The sequence below is a fragment of the Breznakia blatticola genome (assembly GCF_004365815.1).
GTDB classification, from domain to species: domain Bacteria; phylum Bacillota_I; class Bacilli_A; order Erysipelotrichales; family Erysipelotrichaceae; genus Breznakia; species Breznakia blatticola.
The window spans coordinates 11,500-29,699 of record NZ_SODD01000033.1; the positions used below are offsets into that span (position 1 = coordinate 11,500).

The 18,200-nt window shown below is 35.5% G+C and carries 5 protein-coding genes; 3 read left to right on the top strand and 2 right to left on the bottom strand.

Going from position 1 to position 18,200, the window contains the following annotated elements; all coding sequences use genetic code 11:
• Positions 1–50: 50 nt before the first annotated feature.
• The gene (locus EDD63_RS08540; RefSeq protein ID WP_134170452.1) at positions 51–7,382 is read left to right on the top strand and encodes an InlB B-repeat-containing protein; all 7,332 of its coding nucleotides are present in this window, start codon (positions 51–53) and stop codon (positions 7,380–7,382) included.
• A 107-nt stretch (positions 7,383–7,489) separates the two neighbouring features.
• Here the strand turns inward: EDD63_RS08540 and EDD63_RS08545 are convergent, their stop codons facing one another.
• Complete coding sequence (locus EDD63_RS08545) at positions 7,490–8,803, bottom strand: sensor histidine kinase (protein ID WP_134170454.1); 1,314 nt, start codon at positions 8,801–8,803, stop codon at positions 7,490–7,492.
• The gene (locus tag EDD63_RS08550; RefSeq protein WP_134170456.1) at positions 8,793–9,518 is read right to left on the bottom strand and encodes a LytR/AlgR family response regulator transcription factor; all 726 of its coding nucleotides are present in this window, start codon (positions 9,516–9,518) and stop codon (positions 8,793–8,795) included. Before EDD63_RS08550 ends, EDD63_RS08545 begins: the two co-directional genes overlap by 11 nt.
• Before the next feature lie 150 nt (positions 9,519–9,668).
• Between EDD63_RS08550 and EDD63_RS08555 the strand changes: the two genes are divergently transcribed.
• Together EDD63_RS08555 and EDD63_RS08560 are read left to right on the top strand one after the other, a co-directional pair.
• Entirely contained in the window at positions 9,669–16,832 is a 7,164-nt protein-coding gene (locus EDD63_RS08555) for a hypothetical protein (RefSeq protein ID WP_134170458.1), read from the top strand.
• Positions 16,833–17,085: 253 nt separating this feature from the next.
• Entirely contained in the window at positions 17,086–17,838 is a 753-nt protein-coding gene (locus EDD63_RS08560; protein WP_134170460.1) for a hypothetical protein, read from the top strand.
• Positions 17,839–18,200 lie beyond the last annotated feature (362 nt).

The window sequence follows — 18,200 nt, forward strand, 5'->3', positions numbered from 1 at the left end:
AGTGCTTTTTTGATACGTACTACACAAGTAGATATAAGAAAGGAAGGATTATGAAGAAATACATTTCGAAGAGCATTATGATTGTCGTAGTCATAATGGGGATGTTATTAAGTGATCTAAGTGTGCTTTTTGGACAGGACTTGTCCGTGCTTAGAAAAGAAAATGAGATAACAACTCAGTCATCAGATCTTGATGCACATACGATTGGACCTGGTGGAGGTGGGGCTTTATTCAACCCTATCGTAAACCCGCAAGATGAAAACAACTTACTTATGACAACAGATATGTCAGGTTCGTTTACATCAGTTGATGGTGGGAAAAGTTGGGTGCAAAGAAACCTAGGTGGAAGTGCAAAGTTCTCATTTAGTAAACATGATCCAAATGTTGTGTATGCGTATAACACACATATTTGGGTTTCTCACAACAAAGGATTAGATTACGAACGTTTCTATCCAACAAAAGAGAATATTAAAGAAACCGTATCAGGGATTCAAGAAGGGGTGGAATTCACTTACCATGATGCAAGTGCAACGCCAAAAAGCCGTGTAATGGCTTTAGAGGTGGATCCAGATGACCCAAATACAATTTACTATTTCCAAAGAGGGCAAAAAGATCAAGCAGTACCTGAATTAGTAAAAACAACCGATAATGGAAAAACTTGGGAAGTACTTGCACAGTGGCCGATGAATACAATGTCTGCATGGCAATACTCACCAACAAGTATTGAGAAATATGTAAAAATACATATTGATCCAGAATCACCAAAAGATGAAAGACGTATTGGTTTATATACGAGTGATGGATTTTTTGAAATCATTGATAATGGAAGTAAAACATATAAAACCTTATCAACTATGACTTCAAGAAATGGAGATATGTATTATGATCCAGTCACTAAAAAAATGGTGATTTATGCAATTGAAAATATTATTACGTATGATAAGAATGGAAATGAAGTATATACCTACCTTGATTTAATGAAAACAGAGGATGAAGGTAGAACATGGACAAACATTTCAAATGGTTCTGTAGAACCAGAGGCAGGTAGTGATATTACCTATTATGGTGTTGCAGTATATGATGAAAATGTTTATTTAACTTATACATCGTCTAAAGGAAAACATAACTCATTAGGAACTGGAGTTACAAAATCAACAGACGGTGGAAAAACATGGGAAACAGTACTGAAAGGTTGGGATTCAAAAAACATTGTTGAACATAACTGGACCGAACTTTTTAGTGCAAGAAGTTTATCTGTCGCATGGAATGGATTGAACCGAGGAATTTCTGTTTGTAAGTCAAATCCAGATATCGTCATGGTATCGACACATGGTAATGCATACATATCAAGAGATGGAGGAGCCACTTGGTATGATACAAACAGTGATTTTGATGCAGAAACTGCATTTGGAAAAACGCGTGGAGTTGACCAAATCACAAGTTGGGATGTAGATGTTGACCCATTTGATGAAAATCATATGTTTATTAGTTACTCAGATGTTGGTTTATTTGAATCAAAAGATGGTGGAGATACATGGAGACGTTCGCAAAATAATGGGATTCCACACCAAAGCTACTATTCAAATTCAGCATATTCATTAGAGTTTGACCCAGATATTGAAGGGCTTGTATTTGCCGGAATGAATGGATGCCATGATTTAAATATTGGTACGTATATCATCGATATTTTGAAATTAGCTGATTTGACAAAGCAAGATGAAAATAAAACAGGATTTAGATGGGTTGGAGGAATGTTGCGTTCAACTGATGGTGGTGCAACTTGGAGTGCAACAGGTACACTAGGAACTCAACCCGTGCGTGAAGATGATGGGATTACTGGATTACCTGACCGTGCAATGGTCACAAGTGTTGTAATTGATCCAAACAGTCCAAAAGAAATCGATAAACGAGTTGTCTATGCATCATGTATTGGATATGGTGTGTATCGTTCAACCGATGGAGGAATCCATTGGGAAAAATACAATATGGGAATGGAAGATGAACCATATCAAATGCCTTGGCGTTTAGAATACAATGCAGATTACTCAAGACTTTATGTTGTATTTGCCCAAATGGGTGGAGGAGCAAAAACTGGAACTGAAGAAGGAAAACTTGCACTAATTGATTATCACCCAGGAGATGGTCCAGTATATTACTTAGAACGTGGACAAGATACATGGACAAAATTAGCATCGATGCCAAGTAATGCAAATAGTAATGCAAATATGGAATCAAGCTGGAAAGGTAACGACTATGTATCTGTATTCAGTGGTGTTTCATTTGATAGTAAAGGAAATATCTATGCTTCTGGTAAAGTAGCTTCACTAAACGGTACGCCAGGAAAACGTGAATTCGGTGGAGGATGGGTTTCAGGTGACGATGGTCATACTTGGAAACTGATTTATCCTTCTAATGAAAACGTATATGATTTACAAGTAGATAGCCGTAACGATAATGTACTGTATTTATGTAATACGACAGGTGGAGAAGTATATGTATCATACAAAGGTGCAGATACAACATTTGATGACTGGATTAAACTAGACGGATTCCAGTTTACTGTACCGACTCGTGTTATTGAAGATAGTCGTGATCCAAAATACATGTATACAACAACGTTTGGTGGTGGAGTTTGGCATTTAGAATTACCACAAGCAGTTGTTACAGAACAACATACGATTACTTATGATGGAAATGGTATGACTGCAGGTGCTGCACCAGTTGATACAAATGCAACCTATGCTAAGAAAAGTAAAGTAAAAGTATTAGGTACAGCAACTATGAAGAATACTGGTAAAACATTTATTGGTTGGAATACCAAAGCAGACGGTAGTGGAGATATGTACCAAGAAGGCGATGAATATTATCTAGTAAGAAATACTGTACTTTATGCACAGTGGCGTGATACAAACACAAAACTAAACGTAGTTTATGATGCAAATGATGCAACAAGTGGAAGTGTACCAGTAGATAGTGATTCTCCATATACTGTGAACAGTGAAGTTACTGTATTAGATAACACGGATTTAGTAAAAGATGGATACCGTTTTGTTGGTTGGAATACCAAAGCAGACGGTAGTGGTACTAACTATGTAGCAGATGATACATTTGTAGCTGTAGATGATGTTACATTATATGCACAGTTTTCAAAACTATACACTGTAACATATCACAACATGGATGCTACAGAAGGCGATACTCCAGTTGACACAAAACAATACATTGCTGGAGAACGTGCAGATATACTTAACAGTGCAGGTTTAGAAAAAGATGGCTATGTACATCGTGGATGGAGTACATCAGAAGATTATACAGGTGGAGTATACAAAGAAGGAAGCAGTATCCCAATTAAAGGGGATGTAGACTTATATGCATACTGGAAACCTGAATTACATATGTATTATGATGGAAACGGAAATACACATGGTAGTGCACCAGTGGATACTAACCGTTATGCAGATATCGATGTCATTAAAGCACTTGATTATGGAACACTAGTTAAAGAAAACTATGAATTTGATTCATGGAATACAGAACCAGATGGATCCGGAACAACATACAAACTAAATGCACAATTTATGATTAAAGAAGATTTGACACTATATGCACAGTGGAAAAAACTTGAAGATAAAGAAGAAGATGTAACTGTTGTATATAGTAGAAGTCAAGCAACTGCAGGTAGTGCACCAGTTGATGCAAACTCACCGTATGAGTATGGTTCGCTTGTAAAAGTCATGGATAAAGGTGACTTAGAAAGAGATGGATACATCTTTGCAGGATGGAGAAATATTGCTGTTGGTGGATCAAAAATCTACAAACCTGGACAATACATGGTCGTCACAAGCAATGTGTTATTCTATCCACAATGGGTTGATGAAAATGATGTCACATACAACATCACATACAACGGAAATGGACAAACTGCAGGTTCAAAACCAATCGATATTAATGCTCCATATAAAGGAAGTGAAAAAGCAACAATCCTTGGCCAAGGAACACTACTAAAAAATGGATTTGAATTCGTTGGTTGGAATACACAAGCAGATGGTAGAGGAATTACATACCAACCAGATCAAGTGGTACAATTTGATGGAGATGTAACATTGTATGCACAGTGGCGTGATAAGAGTATTCCATTATCTGTAAGTTATGATGCAAATGGAGCAACAAGTGGAAGTGTACCAGTAGATACAGGTTCACCATATACATTAAAAGATCCAGTTGTTGTTGCAGATAAACTTGATCTAGTAAAAGATGGATATATCTTTACTGGATGGAATACAAGTCCTAAAGGTTCTGGAGATAGTTATCAACCAAATGAAACATTCAATATCTTAAATGACACTATACTATATGCACAGTGGTCAAAAGAACTACATGTTACATATCATGGAACACAAGCAGAAAGTGGTAATGTACCAACAGACAGTTCGATTTATGTGAAAAATGATAATGTAACTGTAAAAGACAATGTGGACCTTGTAAAAGAAAATCATTTCTTCTTAGGATGGAACACAAAAGAAGATTACTCTGGAACATTATATAAACCAAATGCAACATTCACGATTCGTGAAGATGTTGATTTATATGCACAATGGGTTCCAGCAAAGAAAATTATCTATGATGGAAATGGACATACACATGGAAGTGTTCCAGTAGATCCAAAAGAGTACAATGAAAACGAACGTGCAAAATTAGCATATAAAGGTGACTTAGTAAAAGATGGATATGAGTTCAAAGGATGGAATACAGAAGCTGATGGTTCTGGAAAAACATATAAAGAAAATGATCCAGTAATTATGACAAGTCAATTAAAGCTATACGCTAAATGGGAAAAAATAACAGATACTTCAAAAGAGTGGACAGTTGTTTACTATGCTGCTGATAGCGCAGTCACAGGAAGTGCACCAGTTGATGCAAGCTCACCATATAAAAATGGAGATCTAGTTCAACTAAAAGGTCCTGGTGACATGAAAAAAGAAGGATATAAATTTGTTGGTTGGACAAACCGAATGGTCTCTGCACCAATCATCTACAAAGAAGGACAATACGTCACAATCACAAACAATATGATTATGTGGTCTCTTTGGGAAAAAGTAGATGCAGAAGCAGAAAAATTTACCTTAACATATGATGGAAATGGACATACAAGTGGTAGTGTACCAGTTGATACAAGTAGTCCATATCTTGCAACAGATTCAATTCAAGCAAAAGCGGTAGGTGATCTTGTTCGTGATGGTTATACGTTTGCTGGATGGAACACCAAAGCTGATGGTAAAGGAATTGCGTATAATGCTGGAGATACATTTACAATTTCAAGTGATACCATCCTATATGCACAGTGGACAAAAGATGCAGTGTACGAAGTAAACTATACATTCGTATCGCAAGATCCTAGCTTAACATTACCAAGTGATGTGACTGATTTACTACCTAGCAAACATACAAATGTAGCAAATGGAGCAACAGTAAACAAAGTAGATCCTACATCCACATCTGTGGTGGATAATGCCAAAGGTGGTACATGGCAATTTGTTGGTTATGATGTAAATACCATTACCATCAACAAAGCCAATGCAACATTTACCGGAACATGGAAATTTGTGCCAAATACATTTGAAGTAGATTACAAGTTCGTATCAAACGATGGAAGTACTTTACCTAGTGATGTAACAGATTTATTACCAAGCAAACATACAAATGTAGCCAATGGTGTAACGGTAAACAAAGTAGATCCTACAACAACATCTGTGGTCGATAATGCCAAAGGTGGAACATGGCAATTTGTTGGCTATGATGTAGATAGCATTACAATTAATAAAGCCAATGCAACCTTTACTGGAACATGGAAGTTTGTGCCAAATACATTTGAAGTAGATTACAAGTTCGTATCAAATGATGGGAGTACTTTACCAAGTGATGTAACAGCTTTATTACCAAGCAAACATACAAATGTAGCCAATGGAGCAACCGTAAACAAAGTAGATCCTACAGTAACATCCGTAGTAGATAATACAAAAGATGGAACATGGCAATTTGTTGGCTATGATGTAGATTCAATTACCATTAATAAAGCCAATGCAACATTTACTGGTACATGGAAATTCGTGGCAAACACATACGAAGTAGATTACAAATTCGTCGCAAAAGATAGAAGTGTATTACCAAGTGATGTGACGGATTTACTACCAAGTAAACATACAGGAAAAGTACATGGTGATAGCGTAGTTGCTACACAACCGTTAGTTGATGAGGTCGTGGTAAGTGATGGTAAATGGGTATTTAATGGTTATGATACAGATCCAATTGTCATTAATAAAGCAAGTGCGACATTCACTGGAGAATGGGAATATATTGCAAACCCAGTAGTTAATGAATATGTCGTAAACTACAAATTCGAAAGTGAAGATCCAAGTATTTCACTACCAAGTGAGTTGATGGACTTCTTGCCAACAGAACATCAAAATGTGCATGATACAGACGTTGTAAATGCAACCCTTCCAAGTCAAACAACGTATGTAGATGCTGCAAAAGATGGCGTTTGGGAATTTGTTGGATACAATGTGAACACATATACAATTGCAGGTAAAAATGAAACATTCACAGGAACATGGCGTTTCACTGCAAATGAATATGAAGTAGATTACACATTCGTATCAAATGATGGAAGTCCTCTTCCACTTGAAGTATTAAACCTACTACCACAAAAACATGAACAACTTGTTAATGGAAATGTCGTAACACTAGTACAACCAACATCAACAAGTGTAACTGTCACTGGTGGAAAATGGGTATTCAAAGGATATGGAATGGACAGCATTACCATCAACAAACAAGATGCAACAGCTACAGGAACTTGGGAATTCATAGCTGACACACCAGTAGTGAAATATTCAATTACGTACTATGTAATTGAAGCGGATGGTTCATACAAAGCTGTGAAAGTGGAATTCTTTAATAAAGATGAGGTTGTTCTTGTCTTAGATGGTTCAACATTCAAACGTGAAGGATACACATTTGTTGGTTGGAATACAAGCAAAGATGGTTCAGGAACTATGTATGATTCTAATGCTTCACTAACAATCAGTGGTGCAAATGTGGAATTATATGCAATTTGGAAAAAAGATGTTGTAACGCCACCAAAAGACGATACAACACCACCAAAAGATCCGAGTGTTCCACCAATCGTGGATCCTAGCAAACCAACCGATCCAAGTTTACCAAGCAAAGGAAACAATACATCTACAAAAGGTAGTGGTTCTAATGTAAGTACAGGAACACAAAAAGTAAGTAAAAGTGTGCTTCGTAACACATTTGCACTAGTTGGTTCTCTTGCAGTAATCGGTGTACTATTTAGTAGAAAGAAACGAAAAAAATCGTAATATGATATAAGCAACGGAGATGTTCCTCTTCGATTACTTCAGGACTGACCCTTTGGGTTGGTCCTTTTTTCGTGTAAAAAAGACACCTTTTTACGGTGTCTAGATGATTATATAGCGGTTAATGGAATCACTATTGAACTGTAAAACTGGTTACGATCATTTGAAAACTTACAATATCCATTATATGAACTAACAATGGTTGAAATTGAAGAAAGTCCAATGCCAGAAGGTGCATTTACTTTTGAAGAAATGTAGGTATCCTCATGCTTTTGAATATTGGAACCATGACAACTATTATCCATCGTAATTACAAGGTTTTCTCTTGTAATACACATATGTAATTTAATATTTGTAGCTTCATTTATGTCACTACAACTCTCAATTGCATTTTCTAGTAAATTACCAACGACAATGCATAAATCACTATCTTTAACTGCAGTAATTTCAGTTGGTAAATCACAAGCAATGCGCGTTTGGATATTTGCATGACTAGCAACATCATAATAGAAGTTTAAAATTGCATTTAAATTAATGTTATTTGTGAAACGTACATGATCACTGGTTGCAATACTTTCACTCAAACTTGATATGTAGTCATTCAATTCATCATATGCATTTTGTTGCAGCAAGGTGTGCATCAAACGATATTGATGTTTTTGATCGTGACGGAGTTGTTGCGATTTTTCAAAGTAGCGACGAATTGTTTCATATTCATCGTGTAAAATCTCTAAGTGTTTTTTCTCACCTTGTAATTTGGAAATCGTTTGTGCCGTATCTACATTGACTTCAATTAAGTGAAATAGCACACTGATGGTTACTACTTCAACAACTGCCATTACACACATATACAATGTAAAGATAATTGGTTTTGCAATACTTGTAAAACCGATTGATGTAATTGCAATCGTGAAGACAGTAGGAAGTAACCAATAGGTTTTCCAATTTGTTAATTGTAATTTCTCAATAGTGGAATATACAAAATTCGACAAGACAAATTGTGCGATGCATCCTCCAATAATCATACAAATGGTACTCCAAATCATCATAATTGTGTCATAATCTAAATTTGCCATAGATGTAAATCCATAGGCAAAGGCGATTAAGCCATCAGATAATAAGGCTAGCAATACAAAGACGTTGGTAGCAAGTGCAACAACAAAGGCACTTTTATATATCGACACTTGAAGCACATGGTGATGATACAACAAGCCACAAATCAAAAAGATTGGTAGTAATAAATTGAATACATATCCATCTGCAAGTGCACTTATTAGTGCAAAGATACAACTTGCCATAAAGGAAGTAACTAGAACACTAGATAATGAAACGACCAGTTCCTTGCGAACGGGATAAAAACTTAATAACACACCAATCATTAAGATAATGATTCCATGAACATAGCTAAACATATCAAATGTCATGAGAATCACCACGCGTGCTTTCAATTAAGAAATCGTGCCATTTCTGCTTGATTTCTTCTGCACCTTTCTTTCGAATATAAATTTTAGCTCCATTTTCCATAATGAAGTCTTCTTCAAGTTTTTTTACGTAGTTGAAGTTTACGATGTAGGAGCGATGTGTGCGCACAAATGATGATGGTAATAATTGTGACATTACATCGATTGATAGGTGTACACATATTGGACCATCTGTAGTATGAATCATTGTGTTCTTTCCATAGATTTCAATATACATAATTCGCTGGCAAGCAACATCAATCCGCTTTCCTTCACTCACAAATGGAATGTATCGTACATCTTCTTTTTGTTTACGTACTTGTTGGAGTACTTGATTGATGTCCTCTGATTTTACGGGTTTGATTAGGTATTGTAGGGCTTGTACACGATATCCAACAAGCGCATATTCATTATTCGATGTTGTAAATACAAGTTGGGTATGGCTGTCTTGTTTGCGAATGTGCTCGGCAAGCGTAATCCCATTAATTTCTTTCATGCAAATATCTAAGAAAATAACGTCATAGATAAATGGTTGCATGTGTTCAATAAACTCTTCACCACTTGTAAATGCTTCAATTTGCGTTTCAAATCCACTTTGTGCAAGTAATTGTTTAAGATGTGTAGCATCAGCAGTATTATCTTCACAAATTGCGATTCGTATCAATTGTGTCATGCTCATATGATAAAATCCCCCCGTTCAAGTCTTCTATTCTTTACCATAGCCATTATACGTTGTCAACAACTTTTCGCGCTACTGAAAGGATTGGTGTACCCCTCTAGAATGGCATGAATTATGTGTATAATTGAACATATCGAAGGGAGATGTAGTATGAAAAAGATTACAGTTGTACTGTTATCCGTTTTTATTGTGCTTACAAGTTTACAGCTACCCATCCTACCAAAGGATGCAAAACTAACGGAATACGTAACAAGTACGAAAGAAAATACCACGGTGTATGTGGATAAAGATAATGGTCGTTTTGCCATTTTAGAATGTCATGATGAACCTCATGAGGATCGATTGGGAACGACAATATTTGAAATTGAAGGAAAGGTATATACATATGGTTCAAGTGATGTAGCACTTGAAACGATGTTTGAAGCACCAACAATTGATGATGAAGGTGCTATTCAAAGTGTTTGGTATGTAAAACAATACCAAATTGTACAATCGATTTCCTTCGTTGAAAGTGATGATCAAAAAAGCTATGGTGTAAGTATTCGCTATGATGCATTTGAAAATGGAGTACCACTAACAAATGTAAAAGCAATGAGCATCATTCCGATTACGTATAAAGATTCGCAAACGTTATATTTTGATGACACAGAAGTTAAGCAAGCAACAACGTTTACAGATAAAATACCAACTGGATTTGTAAGTAGTGATAATGACGGGTCAGTCTATGGACAGTTTTCAAGTTGTACAAGCAAAGTACAAATTGGTTCACTTGCACAAATGCAAAATAAACAATTTGCGTATGCGACAAAGGATGACTCACTTGAAGATGCTGCATTAGCAGTAACTTTTGAAGGTGCATTAACAGAAACAGAACCATACATTTCAACGATTGTTGGATATACAGCAAAAAAAGAAGTGAAAGCAACTGAAAAGATTGCGACACAAGCATCGTCTACTGAAAACTATCAAGATACTTTTGTTACAAAAAAAGGTGATGTAAATGATGGTGTTGATCTACTTGGATATCTATCAGGAACTGATACGAAAAACACTCTAGGAGTGAAAAAGAAAGTTAGACTTGGTTCTGGAACTGTGCCTGATTACAGTGCAGAATGGGTTTCAAAAGATACAGCACCATTTGGATTTCCTAATGTATTTACATACTGGCACGAAAACAAAAGTCGTCGTTTCCTTTGGGATGTACTTCCTGGAGAAAAAACAGGTGAAGTTCTATTAGTTGCCAATGAACTATTTAAAATCAATCGATTCCAGAATCCAAATACTATAGATGCAAAAGATGGGTTGCTTTGGTCAAACTCCGATTTAAATCTCTATATGAACGGTGAAGGAAGCGACTCATTTGCCACAAATTTCAATTCCTCAGAATTAGTGAATATGCCAACTTCACATGTTGTGAGTTATTCTGGATCAAAAGAGTACAATGGACAAACTGTCAAACTATATGATGAAACGGATGGACGTTTCTTCTTACCGTATTACATTACCAATGCAATTGAAAAATCAAATTCAAAAAATCAAGATGCACAAAAGCGTCTAATTGGATTTGGTAGTGATCAAAAAACAGCAGAAGAAACAGGAACTACACAGTATTATGAAGGTGGTGCTGTTGGTAGAGGTGCTGCAAGTAGTTTTCTAACGGAATACCTAGGGAAACCAAATCGTTTATTTGTATCAGAGGCACCATATTTCTTACGAACGATACAAGATGGAAAGCCGACAGTTTATGATTTCTTTTATCAATTTGCAAAAAATGATAGCGAGAAAGTATTCGCGAATACCATTTTGCCAATGGATCCAGATACGTATATGTATTTCCGTCCAATTACAAAACTTCAAGTAAAAAATATTGTAGATATTCAATCAGAAAAACTTACATTGACTCAAGATAATGTCGCAGATATTGAAGCGAATGTTGGTTCATTAACCATTGCTGGTCTTAAAGACAGTAGCCAAGATATTTTGAAAGATGGATTGCTACTCGAGCGTGAGTTTTCTATTCAAAGCCAATTACCAGAAGGCGCAAATCCTGGTTCTTATTATCTAAAATACAAAGTTGTTGATACCGATGAAAATGGAGTACGTACGATTGTCAGTCGCGGAAGTTCTAGCGATCTTACAAAACTTAGCATTGCACCAACCGACTTAGTAAAAGGGACTACGTATGATGTATATGTATGGTTAGAAAAATCATCAACGACGCGCTCAAATGAGGCAACTCGTCCAATTCATTTTCAAGCATCTCTTGATGAAAGCGAATATAGTGTAAAAGCCGACATAGATGCAAGTGCAACAACCGAATCAAAAACACTAGAAATTACGGATGTCGATGGACAAGCAAAAACAAGTTTTGCGCCATATGAAGTTGTTGCTTTCAAAGGTGCGAAAGTTAAAAATACGGATACACATAAATTGCAATTACGTGTAAAGCGTGATGGAACTGACATAGAAGTTCCATATACATACGATGTGAAGAGTGAAACATATCGTTTCCTTATGCCAAAAGGAAATGTGACAATTTATGTTGAAGCAATTAGTAAAAGTCAAAGAAGCATCTCAATTCTAGGAAAAGAAAATCGTGAATATCTAACAAACGCTACAGTATCGACAAATTCTGTATATGCAAATGATACAGTTACAATCGATGCACGTGTGGATTATAGTGATTACTATTTAGATGCAGTTGAAGTATATGAGCGCGATTACAATTTTGAACTAGAAAAAACCGAAGAAACTCCAGTAAATGTGTTTACAGATACACACATCAAATCATTTGGTGAAGAAAGTACGATTTCATTTACAGTTCCTGAAGGTGAAAAAGACTTCATTATATATGTAAATGTGAAAAAGAAACCAAGTTATCGAGTTGAAATTGATTTAGGTGACATGGATTATATTCGTAGTACAAATAGTGCGTTTGAACTATATGGAAATAAGCTGATTGCAAAAGATGTTGCTCCTGGTCAACGCATTAAATTGGATGTCCAATCCATCCAAGCATATCGTGGGTTTACTGTAGGTCAACTTGAAGGAGTGGATGCTACAAACATTAAAGTGGATTCACAAATTCAAAATCGAAATGTGGGTTACCAAGCAAGTATTGCTTTCACACTTCCAGCTTATGATAAAAATCAAAAGGAAGAAAGAACGTACACATTACCACTTTACGAAAAGAAGTTATATGAATCATATGAAATTGATTATTTATTCTCAGATCATTCAATTATTTATGATTTAACTGAAATCTATGTACGAGGAAAAAATCTTGGACAAATTAAAGGTGAAGATGGTTTAGATGCCTTAGAAGATGAAACACTGAAGAAACAAATTCAAACGATTCGTATTGGTGGTTCAAGTAACATTGAAGAAAATGTAAGCATTGATCCAAGCAAAGCTGTCGTAACGGAACAAGGTAGACAACTAAAAGTTGCATTAGATGAAGAAACAAAAAAAGAAATTGCAAAAACATTTGATGTGCAAGATGACTTTGGCTATTTATACATTACAGTTGGAACACATACAGTAAAGTATAAAGTATATACAAATGAGAAATTACGTTATGAACCATTCTCAATTGTCGGAATTACGCAAGAAGGAAAGACACATAAAATTGTCTTAGCAGATTCCCAACAAGATCTACTTGAAAAAACAAGTGGAAAAGAATTGTTAATTACGTTAAAAGGTTCGATTCAATATAATCGTGAGACGGAAATTTATGAATTATTAGAAGGTCAAACACTGATGAATGGTGTAATTACCTATACAGCGTATGGTGATAGTAATATTACCCTACAACAAGACAAAGATGGAATATTGCTTGCAGGAGAAAGTGGAGAATTATCTACAGCAGGTTTCCAATTCTTCAAATCAAAAGATCGAGAATTCTCTTTACGTCTAGATAAAGGTGTTGCATATACAACGGATGGATACGATATAGAAGGAAAAGAGAACATCCGTTTAGGTTGGTCAGGTACAGAAGGACTTAACCAAATTAAAAAAGTGAAAGTAATTTCAGGTACAGCAGTTGAACTAGAAGATATTGTTCTACTAAAAGGAAAAATTGTTTTTGGTGGAAAGATGAGTATTGATGTTCCATTCTCAAGTGTTCCTTTAGCAATGGTCGAGTTACAACAACTTCACATGGCAGTTGAAAATGGAGCGATGAAAGTCAAAGGTGCGATTGCAAATGGAAGTGCTGAACTTTCAGAAAATTCAATCCCATTCATGGAATTGAGCGCAAGAGCACAAGCCAACATTAATACATTTGAAAGAACATATGAATTTGAAGCAAGTGTAGATTTTAACGTTTTTGAATTTGAAGGAGAACTAGCGCTTGCACCAATAAGTTCAGGAGCACTTGTGCCTGACACCCTTGATTTCTATGTTGGGGGAAGTGGAATTCCTGTAATTCCACCAAACATCATGGAATTAACTGGTGGAGGTGGTGGTTTCACCGGATTAAAAGATACAATTGATAAAAACTATAAAGTGTATCCACCGATTGTCGCAAATATTAAAGCAAGCATGGCTTTCTTTGAAGTGTTAAATATGAAAGGGCAAATTAATGCAGGACCAACGGAGTTCTCATTTGATGCAAGTCCTTCATTTGAACTTGGAAGCATTAAATTTGAACCATTCAATAAACTTGGTGGAGGATTATATCTTTCAGAACAAGCAATGGAATTAAAATATGAAGTAGATGCCCAAATTTTCAAAGACACGGAATTTATCCGTGGAGGTGGAAAAGGATCTATTGGATATGACTTTGTGAAGAAGCGTCCAACCTTTAGTGGTAGTTTATATGCACGACTTCAAATTCCAAAGATCAATTTAGGACTGTTTAGCGTAGGTCCAATTAAGTTATTAGATATTAATCTTGGAATCTCAAGTGATAACATTCATGGAAAATTTAAGATTATTGGAATTGGATTTGGGGTTCGTTACAGTTGGGGAAACAAGAAAGTAAGTTTCTTCCGTTCTTTACTAGACAATTCGCCAGTACATGACCAAGTGATCTATGATGAAAATCATAATGCAGTAGGACTGATGAGTTTTGGAACCAACGTAGAAGTTGTTGATCCACAAATGCCATTTGCCTTTATGCGTATGCCACAAACCGAATACACGTATGATAATGTACGTGATACCGAATTCTTAACAATCAACGGAACACGTGATCAAGTAATCGTGGAATACTTTGATGAAACAAGTCAAAGTTATGTTCCATATACACTGCATTTCCCGCGTACTACAGCAGCAAGTGATACACAACCGTATACGGAAGAAGAACTAAGTTACGCACATGTAAATGCACTTGATGTTGTAAGTGAAACTGAGAAATCCATGATGGTAAATCTGGATGGAAATTTAAGTGCGAAATGGAAAGTGCGTTCAAAAGATGGATCATCGATTGCAGTAACGCGTTTAAATGCAAAACCGATGGAAGAAATCAGTAACTTTACGTATGCCAACAAACAAGTGGACTTCACGTTACAAAATTTAGATGATACACAAAGTTATAGTGTTGATGTATATGTGGATAAAGATAAAAATGATATCAGTGATGAAGGAATTTATGTAGGGAATTATGAAGTAGATTCCACTTCAATTGTTGATGGTAAAATCACAGGTCAAATTGCTGTTGATTTAGATAGCTTTGCTTCTAATTTAGCAAGTGGAGAGTACTATGTACATGGAGTACTTCAAGGTACTTATACAGAAAGTGATAACCAACAAGCAAAATCTGTTCGTCAAACTGAAGATGGTAACTATGAGCAAACAAATGAAAATGCACGAAGTGTATTTAGTAAAATCGTAGATCAAACCAATACGATTACATTTACGAATGCAAATATGCCTAGCCCAGTTGAAGAATTTGTTTTTGAAGATCATGGAAGTGATACCTTCAAAGCAACTTGGAAAGCTTCAAGTAATGCAAATAATGAAGCAGCAAGTTATGAAATACGTGTACTTGATGAAGATGGAAACCAAGTATACCGTAAAGAAGGAAGTATTGATGGAAGTGATGTTGCATTAAATGATGCACCAGTAATTTATACGATTGATGCAAGTGCTTCAAATGATGATACATATGAAGCAGTGCTTTCGGGATTAGAAGGTGGAAAATCATACAAACTGCAAATTACGCCATTTGTTACTGTGAAATCAAAGGCACTTGGTAAAGAAGTTTCAATTAGTGGAACTTCATATGTTAGTGAAATAAAACAACTACGAAAAGCGACATATCCAACACTCGATGTCCAATTTGCAAATGCAACGACATTTAATAGCGCTGCAGATGATTTAACTGTATTATCAACAGGAACATATGATTTACATATCCAAAGTGATCAAGATTGTAGTTATGAAGTACGTATCAATGATGCAAGTGTTATAAACAGTACAACAAGCGAAGCAAGCTTTACCACAAGTGTTAGCCATGAAGCAGATACATCCTATGCACAAGTTGTAGTTGTAGCTACTAATGCATATGGTGATAGTAGTTTCTATAGTTATATTTCACAAGTGGACAATCAAGCACCAAATTTATTTGTGGATACAGAAGATGGAGTTATTACAACTGATGAAGAAGGTAATTTTACAGTCACTGGAACTACAGAAGCAGGACTATTTATGCATATGAATCTTGCAACTGCAAGTGAACAAACAGCTGATGCAGAAGGAAACTTTACATTGGTTGGATGTTTACCAGAAAACCAAGAGGAAGCAATGATTACGATTACATCACGAGATTTAGCAGGAAATAGTACGGATGCTATGATTCAAGTAAAACGTGCAAAAGAAGAAGTTACATTCTACACAATTCAAGCAACCGCAGGACAACATGGTTCGATTTCGCCAAGTGGTGAAGTGTTAGTAGAAGCAGGTATGAATGCAAGTTTTAGTTTCAGTGCAGATACAGACTATGAAATTGCAAAAGTAATAGTAGATGGTGTAGATGTAGGAGTGGTTGAATCCTACAGCTTCACAGATGTAAGTGCAGATCATACGATTGAAGTTGAATTCAAAGAAGTAGAGAAGACACCAGAAATTAAAGATCCAGAAGAAACACCAAAGGATCCGGAAGGTGAAACTCCGACAAATCCAGATGACAAACAACCAGAAAAAGAAGTAGTTGAAACACTACCAGCTACAAAAGATGATGACAAGCAAAAAGAAAGTCATACATCAACTGTACAAGCACAAGATACATCGCAAGTACAGTGGTGGTTACTTGTACTTGGATTATCAATGATGGTATGGGTTTACACATTCTATCGTAGACAAAGAAGATAAAATGAATGAGAGGTTATCCAAATTTGGATAGCTTCTTTTCTTTTGAATACAAAAAACTGTTTGTTTATGACATATAGTTATTTTGATTTGTATATACATGGCATACTAGAGAAATCAATACGTTCAAAACGTATATAAAACATGTCCAAATATCGTTATAAATATTTATTTTAGTTTGTGATTATTATGATTGATAAGTATTTAGATATTTGATAGAATGAAATTTGTTGAGGATAGATAAATGGAGGGGAACATGTTCATTAATAAACTAGCAATGTTGAAAGTTGCTTTTGCACTTTCACTGCCTTTATCTGCTGGTGTTTGTAATCTACAAAAAGATGCAATTGATTGCATACCAGAAAATCAGAATGATAAGTATACGCTCGGGTATCATTTACCTGAAAGAAATGAAATGTATGTACTAACAAGTGTAGGGAAGAATATTCAAATTATTAAAGATGATCTTGCAGATTATGAATTATCTGCACTTGATTTTACGTTATCCAATGAAGAAACGGTTGGTTTACTGCAAGGTGGACAAATTAAAGCCTTACAACCAGGGAATGTTGAACTTGTTGTAGAAACAGAAAATCATTTAGAACTTGCAAAATACACAATTGTGGTTGCTGAAAAACATGTGGATTTGCAACAATTACATCCACATTTAGAAGCAGATTACTTTACCTTTTCTTCTAATACAAATACTTCTACAAATGAAGAACGTTGGTTAAGTAGTAATGAGTCTGTTGTGAAAGTAAAAGATAATACAATGCACATTCAAAATGAAGGAACGACGACACTTTGTGAGAAAGAAAAACAAGATATTTGTGGAGATACATCCATTGATGTAAATGTAAAAGCAGATTATATTTCGATCGAAGCAAGTGCTGAAGAATCTATGAGTCAAGTACGATATTTGTGTGTCATTCTTGCATCCCTTGGGATTTTTATACTTATTGGTATGAATGAATACTACCGACGAAAAGATAGAAAAGAACTACAATAAAAATAAAGGAGACATTTTATGATACAAGCAATTCTACGATATCTAATGGATATGGTTAGTTTGTGCTTCTTTATTGGTGTTGGATATATATTTTTTACCTTCTTTCGAATTTCTAATAAAGAGGACTAAAAAACTCAGCGACTTTTATAGTTGCTGAGTTTTACTTTTGATGGCACACCGCAGAAACTTGGGGTGAGCAGAAAAAACACAAGTAAATAAGTTGGGGTGAAAAGTACCCCAAACTTCTTAAGAGGACTAACCCATATGGGCTAGTCCTTTATAGCTTTGTGGAATATATACGATAGGTACTATCATCATTGATTGCATAAAGTACTCGATTTCTAAATCGTTCCCAATTGTGA

Excerpts from the sequence above, each read along its gene's own strand:
- EDD63_RS08545 (WP_134170454.1), bottom strand. The coding sequence starts at position 8,803 with ATGACATTTGATATGTTTAGCTATGTTCATGGAATCATTATCTTAATG.
- EDD63_RS08540 (WP_134170452.1), top strand. The coding sequence starts at position 51 with ATGAAGAAATACATTTCGAAGAGCATTATGATTGTCGTAGTCATAATG.
- EDD63_RS08550 (WP_134170456.1), bottom strand. The coding sequence starts at position 9,518 with ATGAGCATGACACAATTGATACGAATCGCAATTTGTGAAGATAATACT.
- EDD63_RS08555 (WP_134170458.1), top strand. The coding sequence starts at position 9,669 with ATGAAAAAGATTACAGTTGTACTGTTATCCGTTTTTATTGTGCTTACA.
- EDD63_RS08560 (WP_134170460.1), top strand. The coding sequence starts at position 17,086 with ATGTTCATTAATAAACTAGCAATGTTGAAAGTTGCTTTTGCACTTTCA.